This is a genomic window from Sporomusa sphaeroides DSM 2875, assembly GCF_001941975.2.
Lineage (GTDB): Bacteria > Bacillota > Negativicutes > Sporomusales > Sporomusaceae > Sporomusa > Sporomusa sphaeroides.
On the sequence record NZ_CP146991.1, the window covers coordinates 1,897,076 to 1,912,275 of the forward strand.

16 protein-coding genes are annotated in these 15,200 nt (G+C 43.7%); all 16 read left to right on the plus strand.

What is annotated here, in order from left to right; genetic code table 11:
* Positions 1–81 precede the first annotated feature (81 nt).
* The 16 genes from SPSPH_RS08580 (at position 82) to SPSPH_RS08655 (ending at position 15,189) form a co-directional block, all read left to right on the plus strand.
* Positions 82–279, plus strand: coding sequence for a flagellar FlbD family protein (locus SPSPH_RS08580; RefSeq protein WP_075755066.1), 198 nt, complete (start codon positions 82–84; stop codon positions 277–279).
* A gap of 195 nt (positions 280–474) precedes the next feature.
* Positions 475–951, plus strand: a complete 477-nt coding sequence (locus tag SPSPH_RS08585) for a flagellar basal body-associated FliL family protein (RefSeq protein ID WP_075755068.1) — start codon at positions 475–477, stop codon at positions 949–951.
* A gap of 82 nt (positions 952–1,033) precedes the next feature.
* Positions 1,034–2,038 (plus strand): flagellar motor switch protein FliM, encoded by a 1,005-nt coding sequence (fliM, locus tag SPSPH_RS08590; protein ID WP_075755070.1) that lies wholly within the window; start codon positions 1,034–1,036, stop codon positions 2,036–2,038.
* Entirely contained in the window at positions 2,031–3,131 is a 1,101-nt protein-coding gene (gene fliY / locus SPSPH_RS08595; protein ID WP_075755072.1) for a flagellar motor switch phosphatase FliY, read from the plus strand. Before fliM ends, fliY begins: the two co-directional genes overlap by 8 nt.
* 40 nt (positions 3,132–3,171) lie before the next feature.
* Positions 3,172–3,534, plus strand: coding sequence for a response regulator (locus SPSPH_RS08600; RefSeq protein ID WP_075755074.1), 363 nt, complete (start codon positions 3,172–3,174; stop codon positions 3,532–3,534).
* 17 nt (positions 3,535–3,551) lie between these two features.
* A complete protein-coding gene (fliO, locus tag SPSPH_RS08605; protein ID WP_075755076.1) occupies positions 3,552–4,127 on the plus strand; it encodes a flagellar biosynthetic protein FliO in 576 nt (191 codons plus the stop codon).
* 89 nt (positions 4,128–4,216) lie between these two features.
* On the plus strand, positions 4,217–4,909 hold the full coding sequence (gene fliP, locus SPSPH_RS08610) for a flagellar type III secretion system pore protein FliP (protein WP_083945534.1): 693 nt from the start codon (positions 4,217–4,219) through the stop codon (positions 4,907–4,909).
* Between the two features lie 13 nt (positions 4,910–4,922).
* Complete coding sequence (gene fliQ, locus SPSPH_RS08615) at positions 4,923–5,192, plus strand: flagellar biosynthesis protein FliQ (RefSeq protein ID WP_075755078.1); 270 nt, start codon at positions 4,923–4,925, stop codon at positions 5,190–5,192.
* Positions 5,193–5,238: 46 nt separating this feature from the next.
* Positions 5,239–6,027 (plus strand): flagellar biosynthetic protein FliR, encoded by a 789-nt coding sequence (fliR, locus tag SPSPH_RS08620; protein WP_075755080.1) that lies wholly within the window; start codon positions 5,239–5,241, stop codon positions 6,025–6,027.
* Positions 5,975–7,120 (plus strand): flagellar biosynthesis protein FlhB, encoded by a 1,146-nt coding sequence (gene flhB, locus SPSPH_RS08625; RefSeq protein ID WP_075755082.1) that lies wholly within the window; start codon positions 5,975–5,977, stop codon positions 7,118–7,120. Before fliR ends, flhB begins: the two co-directional genes overlap by 53 nt.
* Positions 7,121–7,138: 18 nt before the next feature.
* Positions 7,139–9,205 (plus strand): flagellar biosynthesis protein FlhA, encoded by a 2,067-nt coding sequence (flhA, locus tag SPSPH_RS08630; protein WP_075755084.1) that lies wholly within the window; start codon positions 7,139–7,141, stop codon positions 9,203–9,205.
* A gap of 1 nt (position 9,206) precedes the next feature.
* Positions 9,207–10,307: a flagellar biosynthesis protein FlhF gene (flhF, locus tag SPSPH_RS08635; RefSeq protein ID WP_075755086.1), complete on the plus strand. Its 1,101-nt coding sequence runs from the start codon at positions 9,207–9,209 to the stop codon at positions 10,305–10,307.
* Positions 10,300–11,178 carry a MinD/ParA family protein gene (locus SPSPH_RS08640; protein ID WP_075755088.1) on the plus strand — a complete coding sequence of 293 codons (879 nt, stop codon included), beginning with the start codon at positions 10,300–10,302 and terminating at the stop codon, positions 11,176–11,178. The genes flhF and SPSPH_RS08640 overlap by 8 nt, the downstream gene beginning before the upstream one ends.
* A gap of 26 nt (positions 11,179–11,204) precedes the next feature.
* Complete coding sequence (locus tag SPSPH_RS08645) at positions 11,205–11,870, plus strand: flagellar brake protein (RefSeq protein WP_075755090.1); 666 nt, start codon at positions 11,205–11,207, stop codon at positions 11,868–11,870.
* A 24-nt stretch (positions 11,871–11,894) separates the two neighbouring features.
* The gene (locus SPSPH_RS08650; RefSeq protein WP_075755092.1) at positions 11,895–12,941 is read left to right on the plus strand and encodes a protein-glutamate methylesterase/protein-glutamine glutaminase; all 1,047 of its coding nucleotides are present in this window, start codon (positions 11,895–11,897) and stop codon (positions 12,939–12,941) included.
* 178 nt (positions 12,942–13,119) lie between these two features.
* Entirely contained in the window at positions 13,120–15,189 is a 2,070-nt protein-coding gene (locus tag SPSPH_RS08655; protein ID WP_075755094.1) for a chemotaxis protein CheA, read from the plus strand.
* The last annotated feature ends 11 nt before the right edge of the window (positions 15,190–15,200 follow it).

The following is a 15,200-nucleotide window of genomic DNA, read 5'->3' on the forward strand; positions in this document are numbered from 1 at the left end:
GGGAAGACCTCTCTTCCGCTACCTGCTTTTTCCTAACAGAAAGGATAATTTTCTTAAAAAAAGCAAGTGAGGAGGACTGACATGATAAAGGTTACCAAACTTAAGTCGCAAGACCGCGATTTTGTGGTGAATGCCGAACTGATTGAAACCATTGAGGAGACACCCGATACGGTAATTACGTTAACCAGCGGCAAAAAACTGATTGTGGAAGAATCAATGGATGAAATTGTACGCATGGTTATGGATTACCGGCGGGCATTGTTTAGAAATATGCGGTAACCTCTCCTTATATATATAACGTGCTAAATATTTTTGCAGGCGGGTGGTGTGTTGGCAAAAGCGTAAGCCAAACGCCAGTGGTGGAGCGTTGTCAATACACCACCCGCCTGCGACTGCCAGATTCTTTAACGCGGAATATATAGCTGGTAAGCTGCATGTCAATGAAACAAATATCTATGTAATGGAGGTGTGCCAGTGGCTGAAGAGGAAAAACCAAAAAAAATGTCAATGATGACAATTATCATTTTGATCGTTGTGGGCTTAATTTTAGCCGGTGGTATTTCGTACTTGATTGCGACAAGAGTGGTATCTGACAAAACGGTTGAGAAAAGTGCGCTGCATGAGCCGGGACATTTTATTAAGCTAGGGGATGCAAAAGACGGACTTATTCTCAATATTGGCGGAGTCAATAGCGGCCGGTACCTTAAAATCGGTTTGATTGTGGAATTGAAACCTGAGAAGAAAACAGCGCAAAAAGAAGGGAAATTGCCCTCACCTGAGGAAATAAAGATATTGGATACTGCAGTTTATGTCTTACGTTCGCAGAAAATAGAAGATTTTGACCCGGCAAAACAAGATCAGCTAAAAGAAGTATTAAAAAATGAAATTAATACAGTTCTTGGCGGCGAACGGGTTTATGACATTTATATTACCAATTTTGTTTTACAGTAGAATCATGTCGAATATTCTTGTATAATAAATTAACTGCTCGTTAAGTACATAGTTTTGTTTTTTGTGGAAAGGTGGGGGAGGATTGGCAGGGCCTGATGTTTTATCACAATCCGAAATCGATGATTTACTGTCAGCTTTGTCGACTGGTGTTGTCACTGCTGAGGAAATAAAAACTGAAGAAAAACAGCGTAAGATTAAAATCTATGACTTTAAGCGTCCGGATAAGTTTTCTAAAGACCAAATCCGTACCATCTACATGCTGCACGAAAATTTCGCGCGCATGATCAATACCTACCTTTCAGCCCATCTGCGGACACTTATTCATATTGATGTTGCTTCTGTTGACCAACTGACATATGAGGAATTTATCCGGTCAATGCCCAATCCCAGTGTTATTAGTATTTTCCAGATGCGGCCGCTAAAAGGCAACGCAATCCTGGAGATAAATCCTAACATTGTGTTAGCGATTATTGACAGATTGTTTGGCGGTCCTGGATTGCCTCCTGCCAAAGCACGTGCCTTGACTGATATTGAGGAAGCCATTATTCGTAAGGTTATTCATAAAGCTATGGAAAGCATGCAGGAAGCTTGGAAGCAAGTTGTAAGTATCGAGCCCCGGATGGAGGCTTTAGAGACCAACCCGCAGTTTACTCAGATTGTCCCTCCCAATGACATGGTGGTACTGATTACGCTTCAGGCAAAGATTGGTCAGGCGGAAGGGCTGATGAATATCTGTATCCCCTATTTAGTGCTTGAACCAATTATGTCTAAGTTGACAACGACTTTTTGGGTGTCTTCTTCAACAGCCAAACAATCTTCGCCGGAAACCATGAATACGTTGCAGCGCAAGCTGGAGAAAACCCTTATTCCTGTTATTACAGAACTTGGACGGGCTACTATCAGCGTTCATGAACTTTTGAATTTGGGAGTGGGGGATGTGTTGCAGCTTGACACTAAGGCTGAAAATGATTTGAGTGTCATTATTGGCAGCCGGGAAAAGTTTAAGTGTAAACCAGGTTTAGTCGGACATAAAAATGCAATACAAATTACTCAAGTAATTTCCCAAGGAGATGATAATGATGAGTGACGGATTCCTGTCCCAGGAAGAAATAGACGCTTTATTAAGAGGCGAACCGGTAGCAGCCTCGCCATCTCCGGCTGGGCAAGAGTTGTCGGATATTGAAAAAGATGCTTTGGGTGAGATTGGCAATATCTCTATGGGGACGGCCGCTACTACGCTGTCTGTGCTTTTGGGCAGACGGGTCTCAATTACTACCCCGAAAGTCTCAATATCCACTCTGGATGAAATAAAGCGCCAGTATCCGCTGCCATATTTGGTTATTGAAGTAGGGTATACCCAGGGATTGCTGGGAACCAATATTTTAGCTATACGCGAGCAAGATGCGTTAATTATTGCCGATCTGATGATGGGCGGTGACGGTTCCAATCCGCCGACCGAATTAAATGAATTGTACATGAGTGCTGTCAGTGAATCTATGAACCAGATGATGGGTTCAACAGCTACATCCATATCTACCATTTTCAAGAAAAAAGTGGATATAGCGCCACCCAAGGTCAATTTGCTGGATTTTGCCATAGATCCTGATATTACTCAGATTGTTACAGGTAGCGATCCTTTGGTACGGGTGTCTTTCCGGATGGAAGTAGAAGAGCTTATTGACAGTGAACTTATGCAGCTTATGCCGCTTAGTGTTGCCAAAGAAATGGTGGAAAATTTGATGAATGCCGTTCAGCAGCCGGCAGCAGCTCCGCCGCCGCAGCCGGCGCCGCCTAAACCCGCAGCGCCGCCACCGCAACCGGCTCCTGCTTATGCTCAACCGACCCAGCAGCCGGTGCAAAATGTGGCAGTGCAACCTGTTCAATTTGCGCCGTTAAAACCAGGGGGCATGCCTGGTGTTGACACCAATATTGGCCTGCTTCTAGATGTACCGTTGCAAATTACGGTTGAGTTGGGCCGCACCCGCAAACTAATCCGTGATATTCTCGAATTAGCGCCAGGTTCGGTGATCGAACTCGATAAGCTGGCCGGCGAGCCGGTAGATATTTTAGCTAATGGCAAATTGATTGCCAAAGGGGAAGTTGTAGTTATTGACGAAAACTTTGGTGTGAGAATCACCGATGTGATAAGTCCCTTGGAGCGGGTTAACAATCTCCAGTAGCAATTCCAAATAAATTTCGAAATAGGGAGAGATTATTTTAATGGCGATTAAAGTTTTAGTCGTGGATGATGCTGCTTTTATGCGCATGATGATTAAAGATATTTTATCCAAAAACGGCTATGATGTAGTTGGCGAAGCGGAAAACGGTCTTAAGGCACTGGAAAAATATCAGGAGCTTAAGCCTGATTTGACCACAATGGATATTACTATGCCGGAAATGGATGGAATTACTGCCGTAAAAGAAATTAAAAAAATTGATCCCAGTGCTAAAGTGATTATGTGCAGCGCAATGGGACAGCAGGCTATGGTTATTGAAGCAATTCAGTCAGGGGCCCGCGACTTTATCGTTAAGCCGTTCCAGCCTGACCGTGTGCTTGAAGCTGTCCGTAAAGCAGTTGGCTAGATGGGAATATACTATACATGCGCAGTAAATTTCATCTAAGCGGTAGTGTTGTACTCATTATTTTTGTTTTGTTATTTTTGACAGGCCAGGTGCTGGCAGCCGCGGAAACAGGCGAATATTTAAAATATCAAGAGCCTCAGCCGGCGGCATCCTCCTGGCTTGCTACCAGTAGTTATATTATTTCGTTGCTGTTAACTTTTTTGCTGGTTCTTGGGCTTGCCTATTTTACATCTAAATTTTTGGGGCAAAGAATGACACGGGCCGGAGGTTTTGGCGGCAAAGTGTATTCTACTTTGTCGTTGGGTCCTAATCGTGCTGTTCATGTGGTAGAGATAGCAGGCAAGTTTATGGTGCTTGGGGTGACCGAGCAGAATATTACGCTGCTCAATGAGATTACATCATCAACTGAGATTGAGCGTATTAAAGCTTTGCAGTCTACTGCTAATGCCCTGCCGCCCGAACAGTTTGGCAGCATTTTTCGCCGCCAGCTCGTCTCGCTCAAGCAGATGCCAAGAAATTTTCCCCTTGTTTTCGGTTCAGACACTCCCGAAACAGTTGATAAGGAGCCTGAAAACAATAATAGGAAGAGGTAAATAGAGTGTCACGATGGATTACATATGCAAAAACATGGCATTACCATGTTTTTGTTTTGATCTTAATTATAGCACTGGCTTTTCCGGCAATGGCTAAAGCAGCACCATTGATTCCCAATATTAATATTGGGGTGGAAGAAGCGAATAATCCCCAGGATGTTGCTCTGAGCCTGCAAGTTCTGTTAACATTAACGGTGCTTTCTCTGGCACCGTCTATTTTGATTATGATGACATCCTTTACTCGCATTATTGTCGTATTATCCTTTATGCGCAGTGCATTGGCAACCCAACAAATGCCACCGAATCAGGTTTTAATCGGACTGGCTTTGTTTTTAACCTTTTTTACGATGTCGCCTTATTTTGATCAGGTGAATAAAAATGCGCTCCAGCCCATGCTGGCCGGGACGATAAACCAGGAAACGGCACTTACCGAAGCCATGAACCCTATGCGTGAGTTTATGTTCAAACAAACCCGTGAAAATGATCTGGCTTTATTTGTAAATATGTCGGAAATGGCGCGCCCTAATGCGCCGGAAGATGTCCCCACCTCGGTGTTGATTCCCGCTTTTATTATTAGCGAGCTGAAGACGGCTTTTCAAATTGGCTTTTTAATTTACATTCCTTTTATCGTAATTGATATGGTGGTGGCCAGCACCCTTATGGCTATGGGGATGATGATGGTGCCGCCGGTAATGATCTCGCTGCCTTTTAAACTTTTACTATTTGTACTGGTAGATGGCTGGCATTTGGTTGTCCGTTCATTGGTCAGTAGTTTTCACTAAGAGGAGGGCGCTTATGTCGGGAGATATGGCTATCCAGTTAGGCCGGAATGCATTGGCTATGGTTATGATGGTCGCAGCTCCGATGCTTGTTCTTGGCTTGCTGGTTGGTATTATGGTGAGCATATTTCAAGCGACAACCCAAATACAGGAACAGACACTTGTGTTTATTCCCAAGATCATCGCTGTTTTTGTTGCTATACTTGTTTTTGGGCCATGGATGTTGAGTATAATGGTTGATTATACCAGAGAGATATTTATGAATCTGCCGGCCATGGTACGCTAACTGGAAGGAGCAGCGGTATTTCTACATAGATTGGTGGTAAGCAATATTGGATTTGTTTACTTTACTGCAAAACCAGTTAGGCTTTTGCCTGTTGATCTTTGCGCGAATGAGCGGGATTTTTTCGACAGCCCCGATGTTTGGTGCCCGCAATGTTCCGGTAATGGTCAAAGCCGGGCTGTCGTTACTATTATCCTATATATTGTTACCGCTGTTAGCTGAACCAAATCTCATTTTGCCGGACGCCTTATTATCCTATGTTGCTTTGATTATCGGTGAATTTTTAATCGGCCTGATCATGGGATTTGCCTGTTCGTTTATCTTTCATGGAATACAGATGACAGGGGCATTGTTAGATACGCAAATCGGCTTTGGGATGGTGAATGTCTTTGATCCGCTAATTGGCCAGCAGGTGCCGATTATTGGCAATTTTAAATATATCTTGGCGATGCTGGTTTATTTGGTAAGTAACAGCCATCATCTTTTTTTGTCAGCTATGTTTTACAGTTTCAAAATCATTCCGGTAACCAAGGGGTTATTTCAGCCCAATATGCTGGCTAATATTATGGTGGATATGCTTGTTGCCATTTTTATTATTGCAGTTAAGATTAGTTTGCCGATTTCGGTTGCTTTAGTGCTTACCGATGTAGCTTTAGGTATTTTAGCCCGTACTATGCCCCAAATGAATATTTTTGTCGTTGGTGTGCCGGGCAAAATTCTTGTCGGCATTTTTGTACTATCTTTGGCTTTACCATTTTACATTGTTTTCTTGGAGGTAGTTTTCAATGAAATTTTCCACCACATGTACCGCCTCCTGGAAAGTTTTGCGCCAGTCTAAAGATAACCGGTATAAGCTGACCAGCTTTGACCTGCAGTTATTTAATGGTGAAAAGACGGAAGAGGCTACTCCGAAACGCAGGCAGGAGTCCAGAAAAAAAGGACAGGTGGCCAAAAGCAATGAAATTAATTCGGTATTTGTTATTCTGGCTGCTTTTTGCACACTTAAGTTTTTAGGAGATCATGCCTATACTCAGCTGACAGGCTTTATGAAAACAACTTTGTCAAGTTTGGCTACACCGGACTTTACGTTTCAGTCTGTGCAATTAATATATGTTAAGGCAGTTGTAGTATTGTTAAAAACAGTTTTGCCTGTTTTGTTTGTTATCATGATCATTGCGGTAATGATCAATTTTATGCAAGTTGGGGCCATGTTTTCGACAGAGGTTATCATGCCGAAATTTAGCAAGCTGAATCCGATATCCGGCTTTCAGCGCTTATTTTCCAAAAGATCACTTGTCGAACTGGCAAAGTCTATTTTCAAGGTATGTATTATCGGTTATTTTATTTACCGCTTTGCGGTGTTACAAACAGGAGATATTCCTAAGTTAATTAATATGGAGATTATCGATTCGGTGGCACTGGCGGCTTCGCTGGTGATTGACCTGGCTTTTCAGATTATTGCCGTGATGATGATTCTGGCAATCTTTGATTATATCTATCAATGGTGGGAACATAACCAGAGCATAAAAATGTCCAAACAAGAAGTAAAAGAAGAGTTCAAACAAACTGAAGGCAATCCGCAAATAAAAAGTAAAATAAAAGAAAAACAGCGGGCCATCGCTATGCGGCGTATGATGCAGGAAATTCCCAAAGCCGATGTCGTAGTGACAAATCCGACCCACCTGGCCATTGCTTTAAAGTATGAAAAAAATATGTCGGCACCGGTGGTTTTGGCTAAGGGGCAGGATTTTATCGCTGAGCGTATCAAACAAGTGGCCCGGGAAAACAAGGTAGTTGTGGTAGAAAACAAACCGTTGGCGCGTGCGCTGTACCCGGTAGTGGAAATTGGGGATGTTGTACCCCCTGAATTATATCAGGCGGTGGCGGAAGTTTTGGCTTATGTATACCGCTTAAAAAAACGCTTGTCTTAGTAAGGAGCGATTTGATAAATGGCTGCACACCAGTCTGCGTTAGTTAGAGGCATAACTAAATACAGTGACATCATGATAGCTGTGGCCATCATTACTATTGTAGTTATGATGATTATCCCGCTGCCGACAATTCTCCTTGACATGCTGCTGACGCTTAACATTACGTTGGCTATGGTTATTGTTATGGTAGCTATCTATAATATAGAACCACTGGACTTTTCTGTATTTCCCTCATTGCTGCTGGTTACTACCTTATTCCGGCTGGCTCTTAACGTATCCTCCACCCGGCTGATTTTATTAGATGGTCATGCCGGGGAAGTCATTGCCGCTTTCGGTAATTTCGTAGTAGGCGGTAATGCGGTAGTTGGCTTTATTGTCTTTGTTATCCTAATTATTATTCAGTTTATTGTAATTACCAAAGGTGCGGAACGGGTCGCGGAAGTCGCGGCGCGCTTTACCCTGGATGCTATGCCGGGTAAGCAAATGAGCATTGATGCCGATCTGAATGCAGGACTTATTAGTGACAAGGAAGCGCGTGACCGCCGGAAAACTATTCAGCGCGAAGCTGATTTTTACGGGGCTATGGACGGTGCGAGCAAGTTTGTTAAAGGTGATGCGATTGCCGCCATTATTATTATTGTGATTAATATTGTCGGCGGTTTTGCCATCGGGATGCTGCAGCGCGATATGGATGCTTTGCAGGCACTGCAGACCTATACCCTGCTTACGGTGGGCGAGGGTTTGGTCAACCAAATACCGGCGCTCTTAATATCTACCGCTACCGGTATTGTTGTAACCAGGGCGGCTTCTGAAGCGAATTTGGGCTCAGACCTTACGAGTCAGATTATTAATAACCCCCGCATATTTTTCATTGCCAGCGGTGTACTGGCGCTGCTTGGGACGATTCCCGGGCTGCCGGGTATTCCGTTTTTTTCGATGAGCGCTATTACCGGCGTCATTGGCTATGCACTGATAAGGACGCAGAAATCTGAAGTGCAAATGGAAATGTCACAGCAGGAAGAAAAGGAAAAAGAAGAGGTGCGTAAGCCAGAGAATATTGTTTCATTGCTGCAGGTTGACCCGATGGAGTTGGAAATTGGCTATAGTCTTATTCCGCTTGTTGATGTCAGCCAGGGCGGCGATTTACTGGACCGTGTGGTTATGATTCGTCGTCAATGTGCATTGGAACTGGGACTTATTGTTCCGACAATCCGGATACGTGATAATATTCAGCTTAAACCCAATGTGTATGTTATCAAACTTAAGGGCATTGAAATCGCCAGAGGCGAGTTAATGTTAGATCATTTCCTGGCCATGGATTCAGGTGCAGTTTTTGAATCAGTACCAGGTATTGAAACCGTCGAACCAGCATTTGGGCTGCCAGCCCTGTGGATTCAGGAAACATACCGGGAGCAAGCTGAACTTGCCGGTTATACTGTTGTTGATCCGGTATCTGTGCTGGCGACACATCTTACAGAAATTATTAAGACCCATGCTGCTGAAATTCTGGGACGCCAGGAAGTACAAACCTTAATTGAATCTGTTAAACAGAACAATGCGGCAGTTGCCGATGAATTAACGCCAAACTTGTTATCACTTGGTGAAATTCAGAAAGTGTTGGGCAATTTGCTGCGTGAGAAAATCTCGATTAGAGATATGGTAACTATTTTTGAAACATTGGCTGATTATGCCACCTTGACTAAAGATACTGAAATTTTGACCGAATATGTTCGCCATGCCCTGGCCCGCCAGATATCCCGCCAATTTGTTAACAATAATATTTTGACCTGCCTAACGGTTGACTCACAACTTGAGAATATTATTGTCAATTCTGTGCAGCGCACCGAGCAAGGCTCCTATGTGGCCCTTGACCCTCAGAAGGTACAGGCTGTTATCACCAGCCTGACAAATGAGCTGCCGAAACTGACTAACATGGGTTATCAACCGCTGGTACTTACAAGTCCTGGGGCCAGATTATATTTCCGCAAACTTACAGAACGAGTGGCGCCGAATTTGGCTGTGTTATCCTATGCTGAATTAGATGCTAAAATTGAAGTACAGGCGTTAGGGATGGTGAAATTGTAATTTGAAAGTCAAATTGTTTACAGCACATAGTATGCCGGAAGCAATGGCGCAAGTTAAGCAGGATTTAGGACGCGATGCTGTTATTTTACATACTCGCCGTTTTAAAAAAGGTGGAATCCTGGGCTTTTTCGGCAGAGAGATGGTAGAGGTTATGGCCGCGCTGGATTCTCCTGCTGCTCCCAGTGTTGAAAAAAAACAATGGATTCCGCCTGCAGCCAATACTATTGAGGATACAAAAATAACGGCGATGCAGCTTGAAATGTCTAATATGCGGAAAATGATGGAGCAAATGTTATGTCAATTTTCGCAAGACAGCAAGTCAACTTCGCCGCTTATGGATGTATTGCTGAAGAATGATATTGAACCGGTGATTGCCGAGAGCCTTATTAAAGGAATACCTGATGGCAAAAACGGTGCTGCCGGTGATCCGGGGATGATTCGCAAGCTGTTGGTTGATCGCATTGTCCAGTGTTTACAAGGTATTGATGGGATTGACATATCACCATCAGGCTGCAAAACGGTAGCTTTAATTGGGCCAACCGGTGTAGGCAAGACTACAACCATTGCAAAACTGGCTGCTAATTTTGCGTTGAAAGAAGGCTATAAGGTAGCTTTGATTACCGCCGATACGTATCGTATTGCAGCCGTTGAGCAATTAAAAATTTATGGCGACATCATCGGCGTACCACTTGAAATTGTATATTCTCCTGATGAACTTAGAACTGCGCTTTATCGCCATGGAGATAAACATTTAGTTTTAATTGACACTGCCGGCCGCAGCCCGAGCAATCGTGAGCAGCTTACTGAGCTGCAGGAACTGTTAGCGGTTGATCCTTATATTGAAACCCATCTTGTGCTGAGTACTACAACTAAGTATCGGGATGCATTTGAAATAGTAAATAAATTTTCAGTTTGCTCGCCGCACAAATTTTTGTTTACAAAAGTTGATGAAGCAAGTAATTTGGGGACAGTGCTGAATTTGCTGTACCATTTTCCCACAACCCTGTCTTATATGACCACAGGGCAAAGTGTTCCTGATGATATTGAACTCGTTAACTCTACTAAATTAGCGAACATGATTTTGAGGGATTATCATGAGTGATCAAGCGGAAAAATTACGTCAAATGACCCTAAATTCTCCCATTTTGAAAACTGCTATTCTCAAGCAAAAACCTAAAGGCCGCGTGCTCACAATTACCAGTGGCAAAGGCGGTGTAGGGAAAACTAATTTTACCGTAAATCTGGCACTGGCGTTAGCGGCGTTTGATCAAAAGGTATTGGTCATTGATGCCGACCTGGGGATGGCAAATGTTGAAGTTGTTTTAGGCTGCTCTGCACCTTATAGTATTCTTAATTTATTAGAAGGCGGACTAAAAATAACCGATGTCGTCACTGAAGGACCGCGTGGGATTTTATTCATGGCCGGTGGGTCTGGTATTTATCATTTGGCTAACCTCAGTGATGTCCATCTGCAGCATATAGTGTCTCAACTGTCTCTATTTGACAATTGGGCAGACTTTATTTTGATTGATACAGGAGCCGGCATAAGCCGCAATGTCTTGAATTTTGTGACGGCTGCCGATGAAGTTATTATTATTACGACCCCTGAGCCTACGGCTATGACAGATGCTTATGCCATGATGAAAGCGTATGCCGGGCAAAGGGGTGACGCGCTGCTTAGACTGGTAGTTAACCGTGTGGTGGACCGGGATGAAGGTCAGATGGTTGTTGAGAAGTTAATGCGAGTCTCGGAGCGGTTTCTTGATGTGTCTATTGATAACCTTGGGTATGTTTATGAAGATCGCAATCTGGTGAAAGCGGTTAAGAAACAAGTACCGCTTCTGCTATCGTTTCCTGAAGCCATATCATCCCGGTGTATTGAAGGCATTGCTAAAAAATTGCTTTATGGTGAAAATGTTGAGCCGTCTCGTGGAATAAGAGGATTTTTCCATAAATTTTTAGAATATATGTAGTAGTCCTCAAATGAGGAGGTATTCTTATGAGTAATAAACCCGACAATGTCTTTAAAATTAATCAGCGTATTGTAGTTATTGTGCCTGGAAAAGACGGCTTTGCTGAGCAATACCACAGCCGTATTGAAGATATTACCGCTAATAGCATGAGCATTGCTATGCCGATGAGTAAAGGATATCCGGTCATGCTGCAGCGGGGCGAGGTCTTTTTTGGGCGAACGGTAGTTAATGGGCTGGCGTTTGAGTTTACCAGTTCTTTACTTTCACGGGAACTGACCCCTTTGCCGATATGGGTTATTGCTGCACCGTATAATATTAAGAAATTTCAACAACGGGCTTTCGTACGTGTTGATGTAGCGCTGCCTGTACAGATTATGAATATGGAAGGTGACCAGGTAGTCGAGACACCTGTCATCCAGGCGATAACCAAGGATATCAGCGGCGGTGGCGCGCAGATAGCCACCAGTCATAAATGGGCGCTTGGAACTAAATTAATGGTAACAATTGACTACCCGGAAATCGGACCGCTGACATTAAAAACTGAAGTGGTCAGGCTAGAGCAGCCTCAACCTGACCGCACATTGTTTTGGGTGGGGATTAAGTTTCTTGAAATTACCGAAAAAGACCGCAGCAATATTATTAGATTTATCTTCAAGAAGCAATTGGAACAACGCCGCAAAGGTTTGGAATAAATACAGGATATTGGTGGTGAGTTTATGATAAAGGTATTGGTTGTTGATGATTCTGTATTTATGCGTAAGCTTTTAACAGATTTATTTGCGGGTGAAACTGATTTTACGGTTGTTGATACTGCCCGTAATGGCAAAGATGCCATCGATAAAGTAAAACGTTTCAAACCTGATTTAATTACCATGGACGTTGAAATGCCGGTTATGGACGGTATTAAAGCGTTGGAACTGATCATGAAAGAAGCTCCTACACCGGTTGTCATGATCAGCAGTTTAACGCAGGCAGGTGCTGTAGCTACTTTGCGGGCACTGGAAATTGGTGCTGTCGATTTTGTTGCTAAGACTGCAGGCCCGATATCCAATATTACAGCCATTCGTACCGAAATACTTACCAAATGCCGGGCCGCAGTCAGAGCCAATGTCTTGCAGCTAGCGACAGGCAGAGCTACCGCCGGGGCTTTGCCGGCAATGCCCAAAATGCATTCACCGCCTGGGCTGGCACTTGATGAACGCATTGTTGCCATTGGCACTTCTACCGGTGGTCCGCGAGCTTTACAGGAAATTATTACTAAAATTCCCGGTAATATACCCTGCGGTATTGTAATTGTACAGCACATGCCGCCGGGATTTACTAAATCATTGGCAGAACGGTTGGATTCATTGTCTTCTGTTACTGTAAAAGAAGCAGAGCATAATGATGTTATCCGTCCTGGATATGTGTTTATTGCGCCGGGAGATTATCATATGCTTATCGAACGCGAAGGTGGAAAAACCGTTATAAAACTCAATCAAAATCCTCCCATTGGCGGACATAGACCTGCGGTAGATCCGCTAATGGAATCGGTGGCACGTACTTATGGCAGCAAGGCAATAGGCGTTATTTTAACCGGTATGGGGCGTGACGGTGCAAAAGGTATCGAGGCTATTAAGCGGCAGAACGGTTATACTATCGCCGAAGATCAGTCAACGGCAGTTGTGTACGGAATGCCTAAAGCAGCTATTGAGTTGGGAGTAGTTGATAAGATAGTACCCATTACCGGTGTAACCGCTGAAATACTTAAAGTTTTATCCTGAGACTAACCCACTCTAAGACTCCATCTTCTACAAGGGGAGTTATGCCCCTACGGGCACAGGCGAGCGGCTAAGTCTTAGGATAAGGGCGACTAACCTTCAGTTGGGGTTTAACCCCAATGAAGCTAAGTCTACTTTATCGAAGTAACAAGCTTGGGACGTAATATGGGGGTGTAAACGAATGGATATTAATCAGTATATGGGGATGTTTTTGGAAGAATCGCGTGAGCATCTGCAGACGTTAAATAATTGCTTGCTTGATCTTGAAAACGATCCCGGCAGTCTAACTGTACTTGACGAGATATTTCGCAGTGCTCATACCATAAAAGGTATGTCCGCTACCATGGGCTTTACCACGATTGCTGAACTTACACATGAAATGGAAAATGTTCTTGACCTCTTGCGTAAAGGGACGCTGCATGCCGATGATGATATTACTGATATTTTATTTAAGTGTATTGACACCTTGGAACAGCTGGTAGAAAATGTGGCTTCAAATTCAGATGCGACGATTGAAATTAAACCATTAATTATTAAACTCACAGCCATTGCCAGAGGTGAATTTTCTCCAGCGCCTGCTGAAAAGCTGCCGCCGGCGGCAGTCCAGCAGGAAGCTCCGGCAAGGTCGGTGGAAGCTGTCAATTTGGATGAAACAGAGCTTACTGTTGTCAAAGCCGCAAGAAAACAAGGCCTTGAATGCTATGAAGTTCATGTTACCTTACGGACAGGATGCCTGCTAAAATCAGCCAGAGCTTATATGGTAATGAACGTCTTAGAAGAAATTGGTGAAGTTATCAAGAGTATTCCTGCTGTTGAAGAGTTGGAAAGAGAAAATTTTGATTATACGTTCCAGGCACTTGTTTTAACGGCTGCCGATGCTGAAAAGCTTGAATATGCAGTCAGCAGTATCTCGGAAGTCGAAGAAGTAGTTGTTGTTTCGTCCGACCTTCAGGACACGGCTAAAGAAACGGTTGAAACTCCGGCGGTTCAAGCAGAGAGCGTTACGTTAAGCAACATGGATAAGAAAGCTGCCGTGGCTGAAAAGTCTGAAAAGCCGCCTGCTAATGATCATAATCCTGCTGTTGATAAAAAACTTAAAAGCGGACAATCGGTCAGGGTTGATATTGATAAATTAGACAGTTTATTAAATCTGGTCGGAGAACTTGTTATAAACAAAACCCGGCTGGAGCAAATCGGCTTAACGCATCGGCTTACCGAACTTGTTGAGACAATTGAGCAGATGGACCGGGTAACTACCGATTTACAGGCTGTTGTTATGAAAGTCCGTATGGTGCCGGTAGGCCAGGTGTTTAATCGCTTTCCCCGGATGGTTAGAGATTTGTCACGCGAATTGAATAAAGAGGTTAACCTTATTATTCAGGGGGAAGAAACAGAACTTGACCGTACTGTCATTGATGAAATTGGCGATCCTCTGGTGCATTTGCTAAGAAACTCTATTGACCATGGTATTGAGCACCCGGCAGAACGGCAAGCTAAAGGCAAAAATCCTGTCGGCGAAATTCGCCTTATTGCCCGGCATGAGGGCAATAATGTTATTATCATGGTTGAAGATGACGGCAAAGGCATGAATGCCGATGTTATTAAACAAAAGGCAGTGGATAAAGGACTTATTACGCAAGCCGAGGCTGACAGACTTGAACCGGCTGAGGCTATCAGACTGGTATTTTTACCGGGATTTTCCACAGTTGAGACAGTTACTGATGTTTCAGGGCGCGGCGTAGGCACAGATGCTGTTAAGACTAAGATTGAATCCCTGGGTGGCATGGTTGATGTTGAGACTAAGATCAATGGCGGCAGTAAGTTTAAAATCCGGCTGCCACTGACACTGGCAATTATTCAGGCACTGCTCGTAAAGGTGTGTGAAGAGATTTATGCCATACCGCTTGGCTCCATTGACAGCACGATTAATATTACGCCACGGGATATTAAAACCATTCAGAATCAGGAAGTTATTTTACTTAGAGGGCAAATTATTCCCATTGTGCGATTAGGAAATGTACTTAACGTTCCTGATACTTGTATCCATAATCAGGATGAATTATTTGTAGTTATTGTTCATATGGGTGAAAATCGTGCCGGAATTATTGTTGATACACTTATCGGGCAGCAAGAAATAGTCATTAAGTCTATGGGCAAGCTGTTGGCTGGTATTAAGGTTATTGCTGGCGCTACTATCCTGGGTAATGGTGAAGTAGCGCTCATCCTGGATGTTAGCGCATTAAAGCAATAGGCAGGGAGGGA

What these genes read in the sequence shown, in the direction of transcription:
- SPSPH_RS08580 (WP_075755066.1), top strand. Translation starts at nt 82, where the DNA reads ATGATAAAGGTTACCAAACTTAAGTCGCAAGACCGCGATTTTGTGGTG.
- fliY (WP_075755072.1), top strand. Translation starts at nt 2,031, where the DNA reads ATGAGTGACGGATTCCTGTCCCAGGAAGAAATAGACGCTTTATTAAGA.
- SPSPH_RS08600 (WP_075755074.1), top strand. Translation starts at nt 3,172, where the DNA reads ATGGCGATTAAAGTTTTAGTCGTGGATGATGCTGCTTTTATGCGCATG.
- fliO (WP_075755076.1), top strand. Translation starts at nt 3,552, where the DNA reads ATGCGCAGTAAATTTCATCTAAGCGGTAGTGTTGTACTCATTATTTTT.
- fliP (WP_083945534.1), top strand. Translation starts at nt 4,217, where the DNA reads ATGGCTAAAGCAGCACCATTGATTCCCAATATTAATATTGGGGTGGAA.
- fliQ (WP_075755078.1), top strand. Translation starts at nt 4,923, where the DNA reads ATGTCGGGAGATATGGCTATCCAGTTAGGCCGGAATGCATTGGCTATG.
- flhB (WP_075755082.1), top strand. Translation starts at nt 5,975, where the DNA reads ATGAAATTTTCCACCACATGTACCGCCTCCTGGAAAGTTTTGCGCCAG.
- flhA (WP_075755084.1), top strand. Translation starts at nt 7,139, where the DNA reads ATGGCTGCACACCAGTCTGCGTTAGTTAGAGGCATAACTAAATACAGT.
- SPSPH_RS08640 (WP_075755088.1), top strand. Translation starts at nt 10,300, where the DNA reads ATGAGTGATCAAGCGGAAAAATTACGTCAAATGACCCTAAATTCTCCC.
- SPSPH_RS08645 (WP_075755090.1), top strand. Translation starts at nt 11,205, where the DNA reads ATGAGTAATAAACCCGACAATGTCTTTAAAATTAATCAGCGTATTGTA.
- SPSPH_RS08650 (WP_075755092.1), top strand. Translation starts at nt 11,895, where the DNA reads ATGATAAAGGTATTGGTTGTTGATGATTCTGTATTTATGCGTAAGCTT.
- SPSPH_RS08655 (WP_075755094.1), top strand. Translation starts at nt 13,120, where the DNA reads ATGGATATTAATCAGTATATGGGGATGTTTTTGGAAGAATCGCGTGAG.